The sequence below is a fragment of the Devosia sp. CN2-171 genome, assembly GCF_049354815.1.
GTDB lineage: Bacteria > Pseudomonadota > Alphaproteobacteria > Rhizobiales > Devosiaceae > Devosia_A.
In genome coordinates this window covers 1235404-1254680 of sequence record NZ_CP186479.1, presented here as the reverse complement: position 1 = coordinate 1254680, position 19277 = coordinate 1235404, and the positions used below count along the sequence as shown (strand labels likewise).

Annotated in this window: 19 protein-coding genes; 11 read left to right on the top strand and 8 right to left on the bottom strand. The window is 64.0% G+C overall.

The genetic code is table 11. From position 1 onward, the window contains the following. Positions 1–12: 12 nt before the first annotated feature. Positions 13–1506: an ABC transporter substrate-binding protein gene (locus ACOYW5_RS06330; RefSeq protein ID WP_423068405.1), complete on the bottom strand. Its 1494-nt coding sequence runs from the start codon at positions 1504–1506 to the stop codon at positions 13–15. Between the two features lie 327 nt (positions 1507–1833). Between ACOYW5_RS06330 and ACOYW5_RS06325 the strand changes: the two genes are divergently transcribed. Together ACOYW5_RS06325 and ACOYW5_RS06320 are read left to right on the top strand one after the other, a co-directional pair. Continuing rightward, positions 1834–2082 carry a hypothetical protein gene (locus tag ACOYW5_RS06325; RefSeq protein ID WP_423068404.1) on the top strand — a complete coding sequence of 83 codons (249 nt, stop codon included), beginning with the start codon at positions 1834–1836 and terminating at the stop codon, positions 2080–2082. A 100-nt stretch (positions 2083–2182) separates the two neighbouring features. Further along, positions 2183–2707 carry a transglutaminase-like cysteine peptidase gene (locus ACOYW5_RS06320; RefSeq protein WP_423068403.1) on the top strand — a complete coding sequence of 175 codons (525 nt, stop codon included), beginning with the start codon at positions 2183–2185 and terminating at the stop codon, positions 2705–2707. Between the two features lie 8 nt (positions 2708–2715). Here ACOYW5_RS06320 and ACOYW5_RS06315 read toward each other — a convergent pair whose 3' ends face one another. Both ACOYW5_RS06315 and ACOYW5_RS06310 read right to left on the bottom strand, forming a co-directional pair. Continuing rightward, positions 2716–3309 carry a hypothetical protein gene (locus ACOYW5_RS06315; RefSeq protein ID WP_423068402.1) on the bottom strand — a complete coding sequence of 198 codons (594 nt, stop codon included), beginning with the start codon at positions 3307–3309 and terminating at the stop codon, positions 2716–2718. 103 nt (positions 3310–3412) lie between these two features. Continuing rightward, positions 3413–3709 carry a hypothetical protein gene (locus ACOYW5_RS06310; RefSeq protein ID WP_423068401.1) on the bottom strand — a complete coding sequence of 99 codons (297 nt, stop codon included), beginning with the start codon at positions 3707–3709 and terminating at the stop codon, positions 3413–3415. A gap of 163 nt (positions 3710–3872) precedes the next feature. Here ACOYW5_RS06310 and ACOYW5_RS06305 point away from each other — a divergent pair, with 163 nt between their 5' ends. The 8 genes from ACOYW5_RS06305 to ACOYW5_RS06270 all read left to right on the top strand — a co-directional run bounded on the left by ACOYW5_RS06305 (position 3873) and on the right by ACOYW5_RS06270 (position 13096). Next, positions 3873–4379 carry a hypothetical protein gene (locus ACOYW5_RS06305; RefSeq protein ID WP_423068400.1) on the top strand — a complete coding sequence of 169 codons (507 nt, stop codon included), beginning with the start codon at positions 3873–3875 and terminating at the stop codon, positions 4377–4379. A gap of 87 nt (positions 4380–4466) precedes the next feature. Further along, positions 4467–5087, top strand: coding sequence for a hypothetical protein (locus tag ACOYW5_RS06300; protein ID WP_423068399.1), 621 nt, complete (start codon positions 4467–4469; stop codon positions 5085–5087). Continuing rightward, positions 5084–6550, top strand: coding sequence for an O-antigen ligase family protein (locus ACOYW5_RS06295; RefSeq protein WP_423068398.1), 1467 nt, complete (start codon positions 5084–5086; stop codon positions 6548–6550). Before ACOYW5_RS06300 ends, ACOYW5_RS06295 begins: the two co-directional genes overlap by 4 nt. A 42-nt stretch (positions 6551–6592) precedes the next feature. Then, positions 6593–7393 (top strand): metallophosphoesterase, encoded by an 801-nt coding sequence (locus tag ACOYW5_RS06290; RefSeq protein ID WP_423068397.1) that lies wholly within the window; start codon positions 6593–6595, stop codon positions 7391–7393. A gap of 78 nt (positions 7394–7471) precedes the next feature. After that, a complete protein-coding gene (locus ACOYW5_RS06285; RefSeq protein WP_423068396.1) occupies positions 7472–9622 on the top strand; it encodes a GumC family protein in 2151 nt (716 codons plus the stop codon). A 2-nt stretch (positions 9623–9624) separates the two neighbouring features. Further along, on the top strand, positions 9625–11061 hold the full coding sequence (locus tag ACOYW5_RS06280; protein WP_423068395.1) for a mannose-1-phosphate guanylyltransferase/mannose-6-phosphate isomerase: 1437 nt from the start codon (positions 9625–9627) through the stop codon (positions 11059–11061). A gap of 69 nt (positions 11062–11130) precedes the next feature. Next, entirely contained in the window at positions 11131–11394 is a 264-nt protein-coding gene (locus ACOYW5_RS06275; protein ID WP_423068394.1) for a spike base protein, RCAP_Rcc01079 family, read from the top strand. Positions 11395–11524: 130 nt separating this feature from the next. Further along, positions 11525–13096: a hypothetical protein gene (locus tag ACOYW5_RS06270; RefSeq protein ID WP_423068393.1), complete on the top strand. Its 1572-nt coding sequence runs from the start codon at positions 11525–11527 to the stop codon at positions 13094–13096. Positions 13097–13118: 22 nt separating this feature from the next. Here the strand turns inward: ACOYW5_RS06270 and ACOYW5_RS06265 are convergent, their stop codons facing one another. Beyond that, positions 13119–14120: an NAD-dependent epimerase/dehydratase family protein gene (locus ACOYW5_RS06265; RefSeq protein ID WP_423068392.1), complete on the bottom strand. Its 1002-nt coding sequence runs from the start codon at positions 14118–14120 to the stop codon at positions 13119–13121. A gap of 210 nt (positions 14121–14330) precedes the next feature. On the opposite strand from ACOYW5_RS06265, the gene ACOYW5_RS06260 reads away from it, so the two are divergent. Then, the gene (locus tag ACOYW5_RS06260; RefSeq protein WP_423068391.1) at positions 14331–15320 is read left to right on the top strand and encodes a hypothetical protein; all 990 of its coding nucleotides are present in this window, start codon (positions 14331–14333) and stop codon (positions 15318–15320) included. 64 nt (positions 15321–15384) lie between these two features. Here ACOYW5_RS06260 and ACOYW5_RS06255 read toward each other — a convergent pair whose 3' ends face one another. From ACOYW5_RS06255 to ACOYW5_RS06240, 4 genes are all read right to left on the bottom strand, one after another. Then, positions 15385–16356 carry an NAD-dependent epimerase/dehydratase family protein gene (locus ACOYW5_RS06255; protein WP_423068390.1) on the bottom strand — a complete coding sequence of 324 codons (972 nt, stop codon included), beginning with the start codon at positions 16354–16356 and terminating at the stop codon, positions 15385–15387. Between the two features lie 9 nt (positions 16357–16365). Beyond that, complete coding sequence (locus tag ACOYW5_RS06250) at positions 16366–16986, bottom strand: putative colanic acid biosynthesis acetyltransferase (RefSeq protein ID WP_423068389.1); 621 nt, start codon at positions 16984–16986, stop codon at positions 16366–16368. After that, complete coding sequence (locus ACOYW5_RS06245; RefSeq protein ID WP_423068388.1) at positions 16983–18146, bottom strand: glycosyltransferase; 1164 nt, start codon at positions 18144–18146, stop codon at positions 16983–16985. The genes ACOYW5_RS06250 and ACOYW5_RS06245 overlap by 4 nt, the downstream gene beginning before the upstream one ends. A 96-nt stretch (positions 18147–18242) precedes the next feature. Further along, complete coding sequence (locus tag ACOYW5_RS06240; RefSeq protein ID WP_423068387.1) at positions 18243–19241, bottom strand: acyltransferase family protein; 999 nt, start codon at positions 19239–19241, stop codon at positions 18243–18245. Positions 19242–19277 lie beyond the last annotated feature (36 nt).

Genomic DNA, 19277 nt, shown 5'->3' with positions numbered 1-19277 from the left:
GGTGGTCGGCGCTTACTGCGCCTTCTTAATCCCGTAGGCGAAGAACTGCGAGTTGAGGCCATTCACCGGATAGCCGGTGACGTTCGCGGACGAGACCACGATCTGCGGGTAGAGATAGAGCCAGTTGCTGGCGGCGTCCTCGGCGATGAGCTTGTTCGCCTCGGTCAGCTTGGCGACCTGGTCGGCCTCGCTCGCGGCGCTTTCGCTATCGGCGATCAGCTTCACTACCTCGGGGTTGTTGTAGCCCCAGTAGAAGTCCGGGTTGCCGTAGAACACGATGTCGCGGTGGTTCACGTGTTCCTGCAGCGTGGCCTGGAAATCGTGGGCCTTGTAGATCTTCTCGTACCACTCGTTGGCGGTGATGATGTTGATGTTCACCTTGACGCCGACCTTGGCGTACTCGGCCTGCAGGAACTGCGCGACGATCGGGTGCGGGTCGTAGTCCGGGGTATCGAGGGTGAACTCAAAGCCGTCGGGGTAACCAGCTTCGGCGAGGAGGGCCTTGGCGGCGTCCACGTCATAGGCATCGACGCCGGTAAGGTCGACGTACCAGGGATCGGTCGGAGGCACGAACGAGCCGATCAGCGTGCCGTAATCGCCCCAGATCGAGTTGAGGAGCTTGGCCTTGTCGGTCGCCCTGGCCAGGGCCTTGCGCACCTTGACGTTGTCGAAAGGAGCGACGCGATCGTTGTAAGCGAGCAGCTCCTTCGTGGTCGAAGCGCCTTCGGTCACGGTGTAGGCCGGGTTGCCGCTGAACTGGGCCAGCGAGTCGGGGCTCTGCACCGAGGTGATCACGTCCACGGCGTTGGTCAGCAGCGCGTTGTTCAGCGCGGTGGCGTCGGTGAAGTAGGTGTAGATCACCTCGCCATTGGTGGGAACGGTGCCCCAGTACTTGTCGTTGCGGGCGAGCGCGAGGGCCGAGCCGCGCCGCCATTCCTCGAGCGAGTAGGGGCCCGTGCCGTCTTCGGTGGCTGTGATGTCGGTCGCCGCGTCGTTGACGATCCAGACGTAGCTCAGGTTGTAGGGCAGGGAGATCGAGCGGGCCGAGAGGGTGATGACGACCGTCGAGTCATCCGGGGTCTCGATCCCGGTGATGGTCGAGAGGCTCTTCTTGCGCGAGCTCTTCGAGGCCTCGGCCGTGACGCGCTCGATCGAGTATTTCACGTCGGCGGCGGTGAGCGGGTCACCCGAGTGGAAGGTGACGCCCGGCTTCAGCTTGAACGTGTAGGTGAGGCCATCCTCGGAGGCGGTGTAGCTATCGACGAGCTTCGGCTCGACCGTGCCGGCATCGGTGAGCTGGAACAGGGCCTCGTAGACGTTGCCGTTGAAGGCTTCGTTGATGCCCTGGCCGGCGCCCGCCGTGTTGTCGAGGTTCTGTGGCTCATAGAGCGAGCCGATGCGGATCGTCGCGTTGGCGTCGAACTCCTGCGCCATGGCGAGCGGCGCGAAGGCGACGCTGCCGAGCAGGGCAGCCGCGAGCAGCGCGCGGTGATTGATGAGGGACATGTTTGCTCCGTTCTTTTTGGGCTAGGCGAGACGCCGCCGCGCCGGGTGAAACCATACTGGCTCCGGTTGGCACGATTGATACCGCGTCGATCGGGTTTGCCCTATCCTCGCACCAGACTAATCCTGCCAATGCAACTGGTTCGCGTGAAACGCAATTTGCCCTTCGCACTCAGATGCAGAAACCGGTTCCACTTCCCGGAAACGCCACCGTCGGTCGCCGTTGCGATGGATCGCAATCGTTCGACAGTAATGAAAATTGCACCCTTTGCGTAACCGCCATTTAAGCGGGTGAGTGAGACGCTCCCCTTGAAATTGGGGGTGCCTAGAATGGGCGTAAGTGTATTGGCGTGCCTGCTGGCCGGCGGTCTTGGGCTGCTCGCCGGCGGTTACTATTCCGTGCTTGGTTGGGCAGTCGTAGGGAGCCTGTTGTTCCTGACCACCATCGCCGCGTTGATCGTCGCAGGAGCGTCGATTGTGGCAGCGCTTGGCTGGATTGCATTGACCCTGGTGACGTTTAACGTTGGCCTGATGGCTGCCCTGGTGCTCCGCACCGGCCTGCAGCCGCAGACCGTGTGAGGGCGCAATTTGCATAAAGTTTTAGCGAAAGCCTGAACGCCGCAGCAAATCGGCTAAGGCAGGATTCGTCCACGGTGCAGAATGCGCCAGGGGGTTCGAAATGCGTATACCCAGAAGGGGCTCGACGGCCTTCGTGTCGCTCATGGCCGTTATCATGCTCGCTTGTGCCGTGCCGGCGAATGCCGGTGGCCAGGCTCCACTAGGCTACCAGCTGATGTGCCTCAAGGCTCCGCAGGAGTGCAAAGGCGGCGGCAAAGCCAAAATCACAGTCACCACTGACGTTATGGCAACGCTCAAGCGCGTCAACAGCCATGTCAACCGCACGATCAAGCCGCGCTACGATGCAGCGGGGGCCGACGTGTGGAGCGCCAGTGCGACCTCGGGCGACTGTGAAGACTACGTCCTCGCCAAGCGCCGCGCTCTGATCAAGGCGGGTATCCCGTCCAGCTCGCTGCGCATCGCCTATGTCAAGACGCGTAAGGGCGAGGGCCATGCGATCCTCGTCGTCAAGACCAACGGCAAGGACCTGGTGCTCGACAACCTGACGGCGACGATCAAGCCGTTGAGCCAGAGCGGCTACCGCATCCTCTCCATGTCGGGCGCAAATCCGCTCAACTGGAGCTGATCCGCCTCTCAGGCCGGCGTTGCGCCGGCCTTTGGTGCGGTCTGCAGGACATGGTTGAGCAGCTCCTCGTGTCGCTCGAACAACCCGAAACCCTCGGGAACGGTGCGATAGCCCTCGGTGAGGGCTCGGATCTGTTCGACCTCGGTCAGGATCGGCAGCACGTCCGCGCCTTCCTCGATTGACGCGAGGAGGCGTCGGCGCAGGTCGTCCAGCCGGACGAGCGTGTCGTTGGCGTACACGTCTTCCGCCTTGTCGGTCGGGAAGATCGCGCCGCCAACCTGCACCAGATAGCTCAGCGAGACGATGTAGTAGCTCGCTTCGGCCAGCAGCTGCTGATCGATATCGGCGATCTCCGCCGCCGATGGAGGCGCGCCCTCCCAACGCACGGCCTGTGCATCGAGTTCGGCGCCGAGCTCATCGCGCGAAACGACGTCGAAGGTCGCGCGCACCATTTCGAGCGACAGATAACGCGACAAAGCCTCGCGCACGCTCACCGGCGCGGGATCGATCGCCGCCATGGGCGCAGAACTGAGGTCCGCCGCGAATACCGGCAGGCCAAAAGGTAAGAACACAAGCATCCCCAGCACGGGGAGAATCTTCATTGCAGAACGCAACCCGACACCTCTCAATCGAAGCGGTGCCCCCACCTACCAGCAGTCCACTCAAATGCGGTCGATAACCTCTAAGTAAGGATAACGCCGCGGCTCACTCCCCGGGTTCCAGCGCAGCCGGGTCCTCCACATCACGCAGCAGAGCCTCGCGACAGGCCGCGCTACGCGCATTCATTCGGGCTGTTGTCTCCTGTCGACGCATGCGCTTCAGGTGCTGCGCGACAAACTGCGGCCCTTCAGGCAGCTGTCCGCCGTGGCGCATAGCGTCCTGAATCATCGATAGCCCTCGTCCCACGATGCGACGCACGCCCGAGTCAGGTGTCGCCATCAACATCTCCCATTTGCAGGGTCGGTCGGTTAATTTGTCATGCTGTCTGATGATGCCAGCCATGCAAGGGCCGCGTTACTTGCATCAACAGCTCAATTGTGGCCGCCGGAGCGATTGCCAGAAATCTCCCGGCAATGTGCGCCTGACACGGTTTCCTCACAGGCGGTGCTGTTGCTCCGAACTGCGGCCCAGACAGTTTTATCGAACTGTCCCCAGCCGCGGATTGATGAACGACGTGTTGACGGTAACTGATCCCTTATCTACCGTTGAACCGAAAGCTATCCAAAGGGTCGAGAAAATGCTGAAGCAAATCGGACTTGCCATTGCGCTGACAGTCATTGCGACTCCGGCGTTCACAGTGTCGGTATTGGCACAGGATGTGGCTCCGCCCATCGCGCTGCCCGCCGTTTCGCAGGACGCTGTCCTCGCGGCGTGCACCGCTGAAGGCGCAACAGAAGCAGGCTGCAAGGCAGTCATCGCGGCGTACTTCGCCTACCTCGAATCGCAGGGCATCGTCGGGGCTGACCTCGAAGCGGCCATCGCAACTCTCGTCGTGGCTCTGGCCGAAGCGCCGGTTTCCGCAGCAGTCCAGGCGATCGTCGTCGCTGCCATCGAAGAAATCGGCACGACCTATGCCACCGGCGAGCAGGCCGCTGCGATCCTCCAGATCGCGCAGGCCGTCGCAGCCGGCGAGCCGATCCAGACTGGCGCACTTGGCATCAGCGGGGCCTGATAGGCCTCCAATCTATAACCATCGATCTGGTGCGTACTGGTGGCGGCGAGTAAGCAGACGGCCATTGCAGTAGCCGTAGCTGGAGCATTGCTCGCTGTCGTCTCGACGGTCGAGGCCTTTGGGGAGATCGTCCCCTATTTCGCGAGCGGAGTTGGAGACCGTCAGAAGTTCGAAGCCATCGTCACCGGTGCCTTCGAGCCTGCCAGCTCCAAGTGGTCTCGAGACCTGTACCTCGACGATTGTCTCGCGGTTCCTCGGTCCATCTATGCGTTGGCCCAGCCTACAGCGATGCGCAAGCGGATGCTGGAGATCTGTCGTGACAACGCGCGGCAGGTGCTGCAAACTACGCCCAACGCTTCAAATGCGTGGCTGGTGCTGGCGACGACATCGGCTGCCCTGAAGGACTTCCCGACCATGCGATCGGCGCTAGCCATGTCAAGGCGGACCGCGCCCAACCTGCAATGGCTGGCGGACCGTCGCAGCCGGCTCGCCGAAGCAAACGTGGCAGAGCTCGACGACGCCGGCCGCGCCGACTACGAGCGCGATATCGAGGTGCTGGTCAGCGGGGACCTCGGCATTGCCGTGCTCGCACAGCGCTATGCGCAGCACCGTGAGGTGCGGGACACCTACATCCGCATCCTCGATACGGCGTCTCCGGAGCGAAAACAGCTGTTTCTCGCCAAGGTCAAATCCGAGATGGCCTCATGACCATCGCCGGGGGTGACAGAGCGGTGGACGGGGCGCAGCCATTCGGGGGCGGAACGGCCACAGCGCGCTTGGTTCCGCGACCCACCGCCAAGCCGACGACGCTGCGACCGGACTCTGCCGTTCACCGGTTGAATGCCATCACGGCGGGGGCGATCCTCGCTTTCCTGCTACTTACGCCCATTCCGCTCGGCAGCAACCGGCCGGCCTTCTGGATGGTGTGGTCGGCCGTTGTCGGCTGCATGGCATTCGCCTACGGCGTCGTGCTCTTCTGGCTCCGCGCCCAGCCCCGGTTCCGGCTCGGCGAGTTCGCTCCCGAGATCGTGGCCCTTCTGACGCTCTGCGCATTCATTGTCGTGCAGATCCTGCCACTTGCCGGCTGGTTTCCCGATCTGGTGCAGGGCAACAACGCCGCCGGCGCCAGCCCCAGGACGCTCAGCCTCGATCCGGGCAGTTCTCGCCTCGTCCTGATCCAGTTCTTCACCTTCGGGCTGCTGCTGTTCCTTGCAATACAGATCGCCGCCAACCGGCGTCGTGCCCGCCGAATGCTCACGGGTATCCTGGTGATCATCGCGGCATTCGCGGTTGTTGGCCTGCTGAGCTTGACCCAGTGGGGCGACACGCTGCTCGGGTTCGAAAAGCAGATCTACCAGGGCTATGCCACCGGCACCTTCATCAATCGGAACTCGTTCGCGACGTTCCTGGCCGTGGGCCTGACCCTGGGCGCTGCCCTGCTGGTCGCGACGGTGGCAGAGCGTAAGGGAGGCACGATTGGGCAGCTACTGGGGCGGTTCGGCCTCGTCATCGGCTGCATCATCGTTATCGCCGCCGCATTGCTGGCCACCGGCTCGCGGATGGGAACCGTGGCAGGTCTGGCCGGGGCGACAACCGCCGTCGTCCTCGGCGTACTGATGTTCCGGGGCATCGGGAAGGCGGGGGTGATCTCGGTGATCGTTGCCCTCGCTATTGGCGCCGTTGCGCTGGTTGGCGTTTTCGGCGCGACGCTGGTCGAGCGCCTGGTTCTGACCCCCGGTGTCGACCAGCTTCGCGTGGAAGCACATCGCATCATCTGGTCCGCGATCCTCGAGCGTCCATGGTTTGGCTACGGCGCCGGCAGCTTCCCCACCGCATTCCAGATGTTCCAGGCGCCGCCGCTCTCGCCGGAATTCGTCTGGAACAACAGCCATTCGACGTATCTGGCGCTGTGGTTCGAGCTGGGTCTGATCGCCGGCTCAATCCCGCTCGTGATCATCGCACTCCTGGGCTTCCGCGCGGTACGCGCCGCGCGCGATCCATCCAGCACCACGACGTCGATCGCAGCCATCGGCACAATTGTGGTGTTCGCGGTGCACTCCCTACTCGATTTCTCGGCCGAGATCGAAGCCAACGCCTTCCTGTTTACCGTCATTCTGGCCCTAGGCGCCGCCGGTGGTGTGGTTCGCCGGCCGATGCATGGCTCGAGCTAGGCCGGCGTGATGGGGCAGGGGTGGCTTGAGCGTTGGAGGAGTTTGCGGAGCCGTCTCGGCGGGCGGCCGGGCAGCGCCCTGCAGCGCCTTGCCGTCGATGCCGAGCCGGCGGCAATCTACGCAATCGGCGACGTGCATGGCTGCCTCGATCTTCTTCTTGCCCTAGAAGCGATCATCGTTGCCGACGCGGCCGAGATAGAGGGCGAACGCTGGATCGTGATGCTGGGGGATGTCGTCGACCGCGGTGAGCGCTCGGCACAGGTGCTGGACCATATGCTCGAGCCGGCTCCGGGCGAACTGCGGCGCTTCAGCCTCATGGGCAACCACGAAGCCATGATGCTCGACTTCCTCCGCCGCCCCTCGCCGAACTCAGCATGGCTGGAGTTCGGCGGGCGCGAGACGTTGCTCTCCTATGGCGTACCGCTGGAAGCCCTGATGCATAGCCGCTTCGGCGCGCGCGAGGCCCGCCAGATTGTCGATCTTTACATTCCCGGCGACCACATCGAGTGGCTCGAAGAGCTGCCGGTGATGATCGAAACGCCTTCGACGGTGCTGGTTCACGCCGGGATTCAGCCCGGTATCGGGTTGAGCGAGCAGGCCGATCTCGACCTCTTCGGTTATCGGGACAACTTCGAGGCCAGCTACGAGGATCTGGGCCGGACCGTCGTCCACGGCCACACGATCCGCGAGGAGCCGCTCGTTACGGCGAACCGGATCGCCATCGATACCGGAGCCTACTTTACCGGGCGGTTGACGGCCGTTCGCATCGTCCCTGGTCAGCCGCCCGTGCTGTTCTCGTCAGGCTCCTCCCGCCCGCAACAATCCACAACGGCTATGAGTTGACCGTGTCGCTTTGCCGTGCCCAACTAACCGGGGGTCACCAGTCTCCGGTCCGACCTCCAGCCCATCCAGGATCGCCGCATGGACTCTGAAGCCGATACCCTCGACTTGAGGAGCATTTTCGATCTGTTGAGACGCCGAATCTGGCTCATCGTGCTGGTGACGGCGATGGCCGTCGGCGCGGCCGGCATAGCGCTGCTGGCGCTGCAGCCGGTCTACACGGCGACTGCACTGGTTCTGGTTGATCCCAGCAAGAAGAACCTTCTCGATCCCGACGCCCAGATTACCGGTTCGAGCTCGGATGCCCTGCGCGTCGACAGTGAAGTGGAACTGGTGAAGTCCGAGACGACGCTGCTTTCGGTGGCGCAACAGCTCGATCTCGCCAATGATCCGGAGTTCGGCCTGAGCCTGGGCATGCGCGACATGCTGCTGGCCTTCTTCCGGATCGCCGAACCGCAATTGCCGACCGGCCAGGACGCCCTGTCTTCCATCATCGGCAACCTGCGCGAAGCAGTGACCGTCCAGCGGCGCGGCCTCACCTATCTGATCGCGGTCAGTGCCAGGTCGGGACGCCCGGAATTTGCCGCTGCGATGGCCAACGCGGTGGCGCGCACCTACATCGCCCAGCAGTTGCAGGCCAAGATCGATTCCACCCTCGAATCCGCGAAGACCCTCAAGAGCCGCATGGCGGATGCGAGCCAGACCGTAGCTCAGTCGGAGCGGGCGTTCGACGACTTTGTCGACACCAATATCCAGGCGATCAGCGAAGCAACCGGCCGCACCGACTTCTCCCAGATGCGCGACGAAATCACCTCGTTGAACGACTTCCGTACCCAATCGTCCTCAGTGGCCGGGGCTGCCGAGCAAAGTCTCGCGCGGCAGGACTGGGATGCGCTGGCCTCCAGCCTTAAGGACGAGGCCGTCAGCAACCTGCAACGCCAGCGTGTCGCCTTGCTCGACCAGATTGCGGGCGTGACAACAGGAACGCAGGCCGACGTCGACCTGCGCACCAGCCTCGCCGAGGTGGAAAACGAAATGGGAGCCGCCGCGACGCAGGCCGTCTCGGGGCTCAAGGCCGACCTGGCGCGTTCACAGGGTCGCGTCACCGAGCTTCGAAACCAGCTCCGGCAGCAGATCCTCACCAGCGATTTGCCCAGCGAGATGCTCACCAGCATCTACGAATTGCAGCAGTCCGCGGAAGTTGCGCGCGCACAGTACCAGACCCTGCTGACGCGCCAGAAGGATCTCGATACGCAGGCCTACCTGCAGGTGGCCGACAGCCGCATCGTCTCCGAAGCGACCGCGCCGGCGCAGCCCTCGTTCCCCAACCCGCGCTTCATCCTGTTGCTTGCCGGCCTTGTCGGCCTTGGTCTCGGCGTCGCGCTGGCGTTCCTGATCGAGAATTTCGTCGGCGGCTTTTCGAGTGAGGCGCAGGCGGAAGCAATCCTCAAGGCACCGGTCGTATCGGCCATTCCGCGCCAGCGTGCCGCCAAGCGTAACGGCGGGGAGGCCTCGGTCGCGGATTCGTTGATCCTGTCACCGCTCTCGGTGTTCTCGGAGGCCATCAGGCGCGTCCGAGTCGGCATCGACCAGTCCGTGCGCAAACGCCGGAGCGAGACGCCGGGCACCGAGGGTGAGGGCATGGTGATCGTCGTCTCGTCGGCCGCGCCGAACGAAGGCAAGACCACCGTGTCGCTGGCTCTGACCAGGGCCTATGCCCTTGCCGGCATGTCGACGCTGCTCATCGACTGCGACCTCAGAAAGCCGAGCGTGCACAAGCAGTTGGGCATCCAGGCCTCGGAAGGCCTGCTGGAGTATCTGGCCGGCGACTCGGGCGCCTCCGAGCTGAAGTCGATCCTCACGGTCGACACCGGCAGCGGCGCGCAGATCGTCGTCGGTTCGCGGCGCAGCGACGTTGCCACCGACCAGCTCATCGCAGGCAAGACCTTTGCCCGCCTGATCGCTGCCGCCAAGAAGAACTTCGATGTCGTCGTGCTCGACACGCCGCCGGTCGGTCCGGTCGTCGATGGCCTCTATCTGGCCGGCATGGCTGATGCTATCGCCTTTGTGGTCAAGTTCTCGAGCACACCGCAGCAGGAGGTGAAGGCTGCAGTTGCCGCCCTCGCCAATGCCAAGCGCGAGGACGTGGCTATCTTGACCGTACTCAACCAGCAAACCAGCAATCCGGCCGCCTATCGAGGCAAGTATGCCGGGTACTATGCCGAGGCCTAATCATGACTGAAGCCGCCGTGATCGTGCCTGTGGTGCTCGCGGGAGGGCAGGGGACGCGGCTGTGGCCGATGTCCCGCGCCGCGCGCCCCAAGCAGTTCCTACCTCTGACCGGACCGACGTCGCTCTACCAGCAGACCCTGCTGCGGGTGGGCGACGGCTCGCGCTACACGGCGCCGATAGTGGTCACCAACTCGGAATACCGGTTCCTGGTGGCCGAGCAGGCACAGGAGACGGGGATCGTGCCGGCCGCAGTGTTGCTCGAGCCGGTGGCACGGAACACCGCGGCGGCGATCGCGGCTGCCGCCTTGCACGCCAAGGCCGCGTTCGGTGCCGATGCCGTCATTCACGTCCTCGCATCCGATCATGCGGTTGTCGTCGACGAGAACTACTGGTGGAGCGTCGACGCGGCCGCTGCCGCCGCGCGGGCAGGGCGCCTCGTGACCTTCGGCATTACGCCGACGGCTCCCGAGACCGGGTACGGCTATATCGAAGCCGGCGCGGATCTAGGCGGCGGCGTCAAGGCCGTCGCTCGCTTCGTCGAGAAGCCTGATCGCGACAACGCCGAGAAGATGCTGGCGGCCGGCGGCTATTACTGGAATTCCGGCACGTTCATGCTGGGCGTCGAGAGCTTCCTTGCCGAAGTGCAGGCGCTGGCACCCGACACATACGCCGCGGCCGAGGCAGCGGTCGACGCGGCCAAGGCCGATCTCGATTTCATCCGCCTCGACGAGAAGAGCTTCGCCGCGGCGCCCAATATCTCCGTCGACTACGCGATCTTCGAGAAATCGAAGGCAGTGGCGCTGGTACCTGTCACCTTCTCCTGGTCGGACCTAGGTGCGTGGGACGCGGTCTGGAAGGTCTCCGGCAAGGATGCGGCCGGCAACGTCGTGATCAACGGCAACGCTACGCTGTCCAACACGTCCAACTCGCTTGTGGTGTCCGAGAAGGCGCATATCGCCGTCGAAGGGCTGACCGACGTCGCCATCGTCGCCTCCGAGGACGCCATCTATGTCGGCAAGTTGTCCGAGGCCCAGCGCGTCGGGCCGATGGTGAAGGCTCTCCGCGCCAATGCCGCGACGCAGGGCCTGACCGAAATCCATCGCACGGCATACCGGCCCTGGGGCGGCTATTCGTCAGTTCTCAACGGCGAGCGCTTCCAGGTGAAGCGCCTGTTCGTGAAGCCCGGTAAGAAGCTGAGCCTCCAGAAGCACCACCATCGCGCCGAGCACTGGGTCGTCGTCACGGGTACGGCGGAGGTCACTGTCGACGGCAAGGTGAGCATGCTGACCGAAAACGAGTCGATCTACCTGCCGCTCGGCTGCGTGCATAGGCTCGCCAACCCGGGCAAGATCCTGCTCGAGCTTATCGAGGTTCAGACGGGCTCCTATCTCGGCGAGGACGACATCATTCGCATCGAGGACGAGTTCGGCCGGGCCTGATACGACGCCACTTATCCCCTCGCTTACGTGCCGGCCTTAGACTCTGGCTCCAATTTCATGGAGCTGAGCATGACGGAGAAGTATTCAGGCAGGGCGGAGAGCATCGCGGCGCCGGCCGCCGGCGGATTCGCGATCACGGCCAACGATGGGGCCGACCTCGCCGCCGAGACCCGCGCAATCTATGTCGGCGGGGCCGGCACCCTGGCCCTGGTGCTGGCATCGGGCGATACGGTGACGTTCACCGGGCTCACTGCCGGCACTCTGCTGCCGGTCCGTGCCACCCGGGTCAAGGCCACCGGTACCTCCGCCACTCAGTTGGTGGGGCTCCATTGATGTTTCGACTCGAGCGGGCGGACCGCACGATCCAATGCCGGTACCTGCGGTGGCGCGACCCTATCCGCGCCGGCGAACGGAGACTTGAAGCGAAATGCAGGGCTTTCGACCGACGCGCCGGGGTGTTGTGATGGGGGGCCTTGCGATCGGTGTAGGCTTCGGCCTCGGCTATCTTGTCGACCGGCCGGCTTGGTGGGAGGCCAACGCTATCCTTGACGCCGACTTTGCCAATTCCAGGTTCCGTTGGGATTGGCAGACGTTCGGCAGCGAAGCGTCTTTCCTGGCGGCCATCGGGGGCGTCGGTGCCGGCGGTGTCCGCACCATCGGCCCCTATGTTGCGCCCAGCGCCGCCGAACTCGTCGTCAACGGCAACTTCGATACCGACCTCGCCGGCTGGACGAGCGTTCTCAACGGAACGTCGAGCGCTGCGGTGATTTCGCAGGCCGCCCGCCTGACGTCGGACGGCACGACGGGCATCGGATTGGGCGGCGCAGGGATCATCCAGTCGTTTGCCACAGTGCTCGATCGGGCCTACAGGCTGCTGTACACCGTCCTGCCGTCGCTGACGCCAAGCGTGGCTGTCGGCAACGCGCTCTACGCCAACAACAGCTTCAGCGCGACCCGGGCGCCGGGGGCGACCTACACGGACACGTTCAGCGCCGATGGAGCGACGTCGCACCTCTACTACTTCCGGGGCGCGGCCGGCGGCGCGGTGAACGTCGACAGCGTCAGCGTCAAGGAATGCCTGCCCTTCAAGAACTTCGATCCTTCCGGGCTGACAGTCGAGATCCAGGCGACTGTGCCCGCCTCGGCGGTACTCAAACCGCTGTTCTCGGTCTATTCGGCCGGTCCGAACGACGAGGCCAACATACGCCTGAGCGGCACCGGTCATCTGATCGTGCAGGCCAACTACGGCGCGGCAACGGTGGGGGTCATCGACCTCGGGCTCGTGGCGTCGGGGCAGAACATCAAGGTGCGGGCCGGCTGGAGGAAGGATGCGTTCTACGGCCAGCTCAACGACGGTCCGATCCTGTCGGACACCTCCGGCGGCTTCCCCGGCGTCGGCGTCATGCGGATCGGCTCGGACAGTCAGTCGGCGGTATGGGATGCCGCCATTGCCCGGGTAACGGTCTGGGGCGGCGGCGGTCTATCGCAGTTTCTCGGCGAGATCGACGACCTGATTCATGCCGAAGGCGACAGCTTCATGGGCGGCGCCTATGGCGTAGTGCTGCCGTCGGGCCTGAACACGCTGATGGCTCGCACCGTCTACAACACGGGTGTTGGCGGCAACTCGCTGGACCAGATCAGTGCGAGGCTAATTTCCGCGCCGGCAGAGGTGCGGTCCAAGACAACGGTCATGTGGGATGGCGATCACAACGGCTTCACCACCCTCAGTGCCTATTGCGATCTCATGGCGGCCGCCCTTACGGCACTCGGGCACCACCGTTTCGTCGTCATCCCGCCCTGCGTGAACTACGGGCAAGCGAACGTGTCGGTAGAGGCTGCGATCCGCGACGAATTCGTGGCGCGCTGGCCGAACAACGTGCTCGACTGGCGCAACGTACTGACCCTGGATGGAAACGGCGTGCCGGTGGCGTCGATGTACTACGACAGCGGGACCGACACGACGCATCTCAGCCAGGCAGCGATGGATCTGATGGCGCCAGCAATCAAGAACTTCATCGAGGCCAGGGGATGGTGACGGCCAAGCCGCGGACCGGCCTCTAACTGCCCTGATAGTGCTCGCGATACCATGCGACGAAGCGGGCGACTCCGTCATGGACATCGACCTTGGGCACAGCACCCACGAGGTCATGCAGCAGTTCGGGGGACGCGTGGGTATCCACGACGTCTCCCGGCTGCATCGGCAGGAAATTCTTGATCGCCCGCTGCCCGAGCGCGGCTTCGATGGCCTCGACATAGGTCATCAGTTCAACTGGCTTGCCGCCGGCGAGGTTGACGGCCCGGTAGGGTGCTACCGGGCTGAGGGAGTCGCTCGGGCCCCTCGCGCGCGCGTCGGGTAAGACATCGATCAGCCCGACTGTGGCGTCGATCAGATCGTCGATGTAGGTAAAGTCGCGGCGCATCCGACCTTCGCCATAGATGTCGATCGGCTCGCCGGCCAGCATCTTGCGCACGAAGGTGAACAGTGCCATGTCCGGCCGTCCCCAGGGACCGTAGACGGTGAAGAATCGCAGCGCCGTCGTCGGGATGCCGAACAGGTGCGCATAGGAATGGCACATCGCCTCGCCCGACTTCTTGGTCGCGGCATAGAGCGACATCTGGAAGTCGGTACGGTCGGTTTCGCGTGACGGCCCATCGGCGTTGCCGCCGTAGATCGAACTCGTCGAGGCGAAGAGCAGATGACGAGGCGGCTTCGTTTTGAGCAGTTCCAGCAGGTTGAACGTGCCGACCACATTCGATTGCAGGTAGGCCTCCGGCGCTTCGAAGGCGTAGCGCACTCCAGCCTGGGCGGCGAGATGGATCACGACATCCGACTGGGCGGCATCGAGCGCGGCCTTGAGGGCAGGCCGATCCTCGAGCATTCCCTCCGTGAATGTGAAGCCGTCGGCGGCTGCGAGCCGGGCCAGGCGCGCGCGCTTCAGCGACACGTCGTAGTAGCTGGTCATACCGTCGAAGCCGACCACGGAATGGCCTAAAGCGAGCAGCCGCGCCGCGACGTGGTAGCCGATGAACCCGGCGGTGCCAGTGATGAAAATTGTCATCCAGGGGGTCCTCGCCCAACTGCCCGAGAACGCTCCTCTGGGACATTTGAGGGAGAAACGCCAGGCGGCGCAGCACTTTAGTCGCTGGCTGCGACGCCGTCATCTCCATTGACATGCGTATCGCGAATGCCGGCTGCGCTTCGTGGGCAGTGACATTTCGCGGCGTTTCATGGTGAAATACTTGCCGTTATTTCAGCGGTGAGAAGAGCGATGCAACCGAGGATATTGCTAGGACTGTGCGTTGCTACGACGGCGTTATCTGTTGGCGGGGGCAGCCTGGCCCAGGATAGCCAGGGGCTCCTCGATTTCCTGCCGGACGATCCCAACGCATTCGTCCGCACCGTACAGGAGCGGCTCGCGGGAGCAGGCCAGTTTGAGGGGGCGGTGAATGGCCAGCTCGATCGCGCAACCATCTCGGCCATCAATTCGGCTTGCCGCGACGCAGGGGTGCTGGCCGACTGCCAACTCGGCCCGTTAAGCCCCGAGGGCGCGGCGGCAGTCGTGACCGCTATCGGGAAGTTAGCCGGTGAGCCAGTCCCAGCCGAATCGGAGGCAACTGCGGCAGCGCCCGAGTCGCCGGCGGTGGAGCCCGCAGAGCTCGCCGCTGCCCCGACCGAGTCCGTCGCGACACCGACGGAGCCGGACGCCGCACCAACCGAGCGGGCTGCCGCGCCCGTCGACTCAGCCGCTGCTCCGGTCGAGCTGCTTCCGGAAAAGCTGCCACCTCCCGAGGCGCTGGTTGCACCGACGGCCGCAGGCGAACAGGTAGCTGCGGAGGATTGGCAAAGCTCTCCGAGTTTCGGGCTGAGCGCTGTTCCGTCGCAACAGGATGGAACAAGCGTCGTATTCGACATTGCGGGAACCGCCGAGGAACGGGGATGGGTGAACATCTACGCTGGCGGGAGGCGGCCGGCGGTGCCGGGCACATCTTGGACCTTCGTGGTCGATGGCGCCTTCAGTTCTGAGAGTGCCGCGAACTCGGTGGTGCGTCTCGCCAGCCAAAGGGCAGATGGAAGCTATCTGGGCGAAATTGCCCTCGGCACTGCCATGGACGGTACCGGTAGCTTTGTAGCCAATGGCGTGGCGCCCGCCGATACCGCGTTCGTCGTCCCGTACATTCAGGTGACCTATCCGGTCGGCACCGTGGCCAGCGGGACATTGCAGATAAAGGGCGCCTTGCTGCAGAGCGACGCGAACTAGCCGCGGCCGCCCAGGCATTCGCGTCGGACATTTCGAAGCCTGGCGCGAATGCCGAGATTGGCCGTCAAGCGGCGTATTGTTGCCGCAGCCACGCCAGCGTGTGCCCGACGCCCGCGTCGAAATCGATGCTCGGGGGCCCAACCACATCGAAGGTCGGCTTCAGATCGATCTTGCTCGCCGTGCTCATGCGGAAAGCGCGCCCGGAATCGATCGGGCTCGGTAAGCCAACCGCCTTCACCAGATCACCGGCCATGCCTAGCGTCTTGAGCGCGAAAACCGGGATCCGCTTGGCCGGGCGGCCGGTCAATCCCACTGAGAAGGCATCGGCCCAGCTGTCGTAGTTGATGCTGGCGTCCCCGAGGTAAAAGACGTGCCGGGCGGGATCGGGATCGGCCAGCAGCGAGAAACTCACCATCTGTTCGGCCACATTCGTCACGTAGCCGAAAGTGCGCACAATGGGCCGCGAGGAAACCGGGTGCAGATAGCGGCCGGTTCGCATGTGCCGGAAAATCTGCGTGGCGAACGAGGGGTGGTAGGGGCCCCAGATGATGGTGGGGCGCAGGATGTACCAGGGCACGGTGAGATTGGCAGCCCACACCGCCTGCTCGGTCAGCGCCTTCGCCTCGCCGTAGATCGTGTAGGGGTCGTAGTGGCGCTCGCTGGTCGGTTCGACGCCCGGCTTGACCACGAACTGCGTGGACGTGTGGACGAAGCTCTTCAGGGACTGCGCACGGGGCAGGGCGGCCAGCACGTTCGAGGTGCCGTTGATCGTCGTCTTGAACTCTTCAAGGGTCCGGATGTTGACGTCGATATCGCTGGCGAGGTGCAACACGCGATGCGGGTCGAACTCCGCGACCGCGGCGCTCACCGCCGCCGCATCCCGGATGTCGACCCGCCGCCATAGCGGCTTATGTTGCTCGGCCCGCGGCTCGGCGATGTCGAGATTTCGAACCTCGAGGCCGGCTTTCAGCGCCAGGGAAACAACCTCGGCCCCGATGAAGCCCGAGCCGCCGGTGATTAGGAGCCTGTCCGGCATATCAGTACCTCAGTTCTCGTTTTTGGCGTTGCCAGCGTCGACGACGCTGGACGGTGAGCGCTTGCGCAAGGGCTGTGCCGGGTTGCCGGTGTAGACGGTCCATGGCTCGAGATCCTTGAAGGCCACGCCGCAGCCGCCGAGGACCGCGCCTTCGCCGACAGTGACGCCCGGTCCGACAAAGGCATTGGAGGCGATCCAGGCGTGGCGGCAGATGCGGATCGGCCGCGTGTAGAGCTGGAATGTCGGGCTGTCGATGTCGTGGCTGCCCGTCACCAAGTGCACGTACTGCGCCACGTTCGCGTACTCTTCGAGGACCACCCGTCCCTGGCTGTAGCAGTTCACCCGCCAGCCGAGGACCGAGTAGTCCCCCATTTCGAGGTTGGGCGGATACCAGATCCTGGCGCTGCCATAGATCCGGGTGTGGCGCCCGATCTTGGCGCCGAACAAGCGGAGCAGGAAACGTCGCCACGCATGCAACGGGGGAGGCGTCCACGCGGCGAAGAGGAGCCAGGTCATGTTCCAGACGGCCCGGAACAGGCGGTGCTGCAGCGAGAAGTACGCGCCGCCACGGACGCCCCCGCTATCGCCGGCGTCCAGAATGCCCTCGGACGTTGAGTAATGCTTTGTCATTGGTTCTTGTCGCCGATCTCGAGCAATACGGCCTCCAGGTCAGTGGCCGCGGCCTCGAGGCCAAACTTCTCTTCGTAGCCGGCACGCGCGCGCTGCCGCATCGCGGCCCGTTCGGGTGGCGATAGCGCCAGATAGTTTCTCATAAGCGCATAGGTGCCTTCAACGGTGTCAGGCTCGACCAGGCCCGCGCCGGTCTCCTCGACCTCGCGCCAGATGTTCACCTTGTTCGAGATCAGCGCAGGTGTCCCGCAGGCCATCGCCTCCGCGACGACGATGCCGAAATTCTCCTGGTGAGATGGGAGGATGAACGCCTCGGCGCCACGAAATGCGCCCCACTTGGCCGATCCTTGCAGCATCCCGGCAAAGTGCACTCGGCCGGATACCCCGCCTTTTCTTGCCGCCGTCTCCAGGGCTGCCTGCTCGCCGACCTGATCCGGTCCGGCGATGACAATGTGCAGGTCTGGCACCTCGGACGCCAGCATAATGAACGCCTCCACCAGCATGTCGCAGCCCTTCTTGGGATGGATACGGCTGAGGAACAGGATGTAGGGCGCGTCACCAAGCCCGGGCACATTTGCGCGAAACCCGGCAGGGTCATCGGTTCCGGCCGGAGGTGGCTCCTCCACGCCGAACGCCACCACGCGTTCCCTATAGCGCGGTCCGACAAAGGCTCGCCGCGCAAGCGTGCGCTCCTCTTCGCAGGTGAACAGCACCGTTCGCGCGTCGACGAGGACCCAGCTCTGTGCCGCCAGCCAGAAGAGCTGCTTGGCCCAGCGCTTGACCGGCTGCACGCTGTTGAACCAGGGGTCGAGCATTCCGTGGGTGAAGACGACGTACGGAATCTTCGCCTTCAGGAGTGCGGCGCGGCCCCCGATCGAGCTGTGATTCCACAGGCCGTGGATGATGGCGACGTCGAACCTCTCCTTGTTCGCCTCGATCCACTCGGCCAGCTTCGGCGTATAGCCATACTTTGCCGGGACCGGTCCGACCCCGGCCGCATCGATGACGAAGTCCGTGACGTAGGAAGCGTCGGGGGTATCGAGAGAAACGACCTCCAGTTCGTGTTTACGCTGCTTGAGAGCCACGGAAACACTGCGGATCGCTTCCGCCGGACCGCCGGTGCGTGGATCAATGCTGGAGACGATGTGGAGAATTCTCATCGGCAACCGTCGTTACCAGCGCAAGTGCCAAGGATATTCACAGCATGACCATTGGTGTGTTGAGTTTGTATGTCATCTGGGGCGCGCATGGCGCACTCAGGTCACCGAGCGGGGTGTTGCCCGCACATTGGTCAAACAGAGATCGATCTGCTTGTTGAGCTGACGGCGCAGCGGAGACTCGACCAGCAGGAAGCTCACGGCGGCGGCGATCAATGCCAGCGGCAACAGCATCATGTGCTGCATAAAGCTCTGACCCACCTGAGCGAAGGGCTGCTGCCACAGGTAGAGCGAATACGAGGCAACACCCGTCACGACCAGGAATCGGGAAGCGAGCACGGTTCTGACGAAAGCTGGGGCGTCGGTTATCGAGTACGCGGTCACCGCGAGTAGCGCGGATCCGACGCTGTATTTGATCGGATCGGGCACCAAGTTGACGTTCAGCCCGATTGCCAGCAATCCGCAAACGACCGCCAGCATGCCGCTTACCCGAGGCGGAAACGCGCACTGCCGCATAAGGAGGAAAGCAGCCGCGCCAAGGAGGATGGAAGCGCCCCGAACGTCGGTCCGCCAGTACACCGCGTAGTAGTCGAGCCCCAGCGCGTAGGACTGCACAAAGCCGTTCAGGATGAAGGCGATCGCCAGTGCCAGGATGATCGTGGGAGCAGGTGCACCGAACCGGCGGCTCCCAAAGGCGATGATACCGAGGACGATGTAGATGTGCTCCTCAATGCATAGCGACCACAGGTGGTCCATGAACGGCGAGCGGAGGCCAGAGGCCCCGACGTAGTTGTATACGAAGGTCAGTGACGACAGCGCGGCCATCCAGTCTACGGCAAATCCCGGAAGCAGTTGGGACGCGAGCGTCGTGACAACGACAAATACGAAGAGTGCCGGATAAACGCGGGCAAAGCGGCGGAGATAAAATCGGGGCAGCTCTGCGCTTCTGACAAACAGAATCTCGGCCATCAGGCGGCCGCTCAGAACGAAGAAAAGCTCCACGCCAAATCGGCCGAGATTGATGCCCTGGATGGTGACGAAGTGGCCGAACAAGACGCCCAATACGGCAACGCCGCGCCAGCCATCGAGGACCGGCATGTGCGAGGGGGCAGCGCTTCTGGGCGGCGTTGTCAT

Excerpts from the sequence above, each read along its gene's own strand:
- ACOYW5_RS06330 (WP_423068405.1), bottom strand. The coding sequence starts at position 1,506 with ATGTCCCTCATCAATCACCGCGCGCTGCTCGCGGCTGCCCTGCTCGGC.
- ACOYW5_RS06325 (WP_423068404.1), top strand. The coding sequence starts at position 1,834 with ATGGGCGTAAGTGTATTGGCGTGCCTGCTGGCCGGCGGTCTTGGGCTG.
- ACOYW5_RS06320 (WP_423068403.1), top strand. The coding sequence starts at position 2,183 with ATGCGTATACCCAGAAGGGGCTCGACGGCCTTCGTGTCGCTCATGGCC.
- ACOYW5_RS06315 (WP_423068402.1), bottom strand. The coding sequence starts at position 3,309 with ATGAAGATTCTCCCCGTGCTGGGGATGCTTGTGTTCTTACCTTTTGGC.
- ACOYW5_RS06310 (WP_423068401.1), bottom strand. The coding sequence starts at position 3,709 with ATGGCTGGCATCATCAGACAGCATGACAAATTAACCGACCGACCCTGC.
- ACOYW5_RS06305 (WP_423068400.1), top strand. The coding sequence starts at position 3,873 with ATGAACGACGTGTTGACGGTAACTGATCCCTTATCTACCGTTGAACCG.
- ACOYW5_RS06295 (WP_423068398.1), top strand. The coding sequence starts at position 5,084 with ATGACCATCGCCGGGGGTGACAGAGCGGTGGACGGGGCGCAGCCATTC.
- ACOYW5_RS06285 (WP_423068396.1), top strand. The coding sequence starts at position 7,472 with ATGGACTCTGAAGCCGATACCCTCGACTTGAGGAGCATTTTCGATCTG.
- ACOYW5_RS06280 (WP_423068395.1), top strand. The coding sequence starts at position 9,625 with ATGACTGAAGCCGCCGTGATCGTGCCTGTGGTGCTCGCGGGAGGGCAG.
- ACOYW5_RS06275 (WP_423068394.1), top strand. The coding sequence starts at position 11,131 with ATGACGGAGAAGTATTCAGGCAGGGCGGAGAGCATCGCGGCGCCGGCC.
- ACOYW5_RS06270 (WP_423068393.1), top strand. The coding sequence starts at position 11,525 with ATGGGGGGCCTTGCGATCGGTGTAGGCTTCGGCCTCGGCTATCTTGTC.
- ACOYW5_RS06265 (WP_423068392.1), bottom strand. The coding sequence starts at position 14,120 with ATGACAATTTTCATCACTGGCACCGCCGGGTTCATCGGCTACCACGTC.
- ACOYW5_RS06260 (WP_423068391.1), top strand. The coding sequence starts at position 14,331 with ATGCAACCGAGGATATTGCTAGGACTGTGCGTTGCTACGACGGCGTTA.
- ACOYW5_RS06255 (WP_423068390.1), bottom strand. The coding sequence starts at position 16,356 with ATGCCGGACAGGCTCCTAATCACCGGCGGCTCGGGCTTCATCGGGGCC.
- ACOYW5_RS06250 (WP_423068389.1), bottom strand. The coding sequence starts at position 16,986 with ATGACAAAGCATTACTCAACGTCCGAGGGCATTCTGGACGCCGGCGAT.
- ACOYW5_RS06245 (WP_423068388.1), bottom strand. The coding sequence starts at position 18,146 with ATGAGAATTCTCCACATCGTCTCCAGCATTGATCCACGCACCGGCGGT.
- ACOYW5_RS06240 (WP_423068387.1), bottom strand. The coding sequence starts at position 19,241 with ATGCCGGTCCTCGATGGCTGGCGCGGCGTTGCCGTATTGGGCGTCTTG.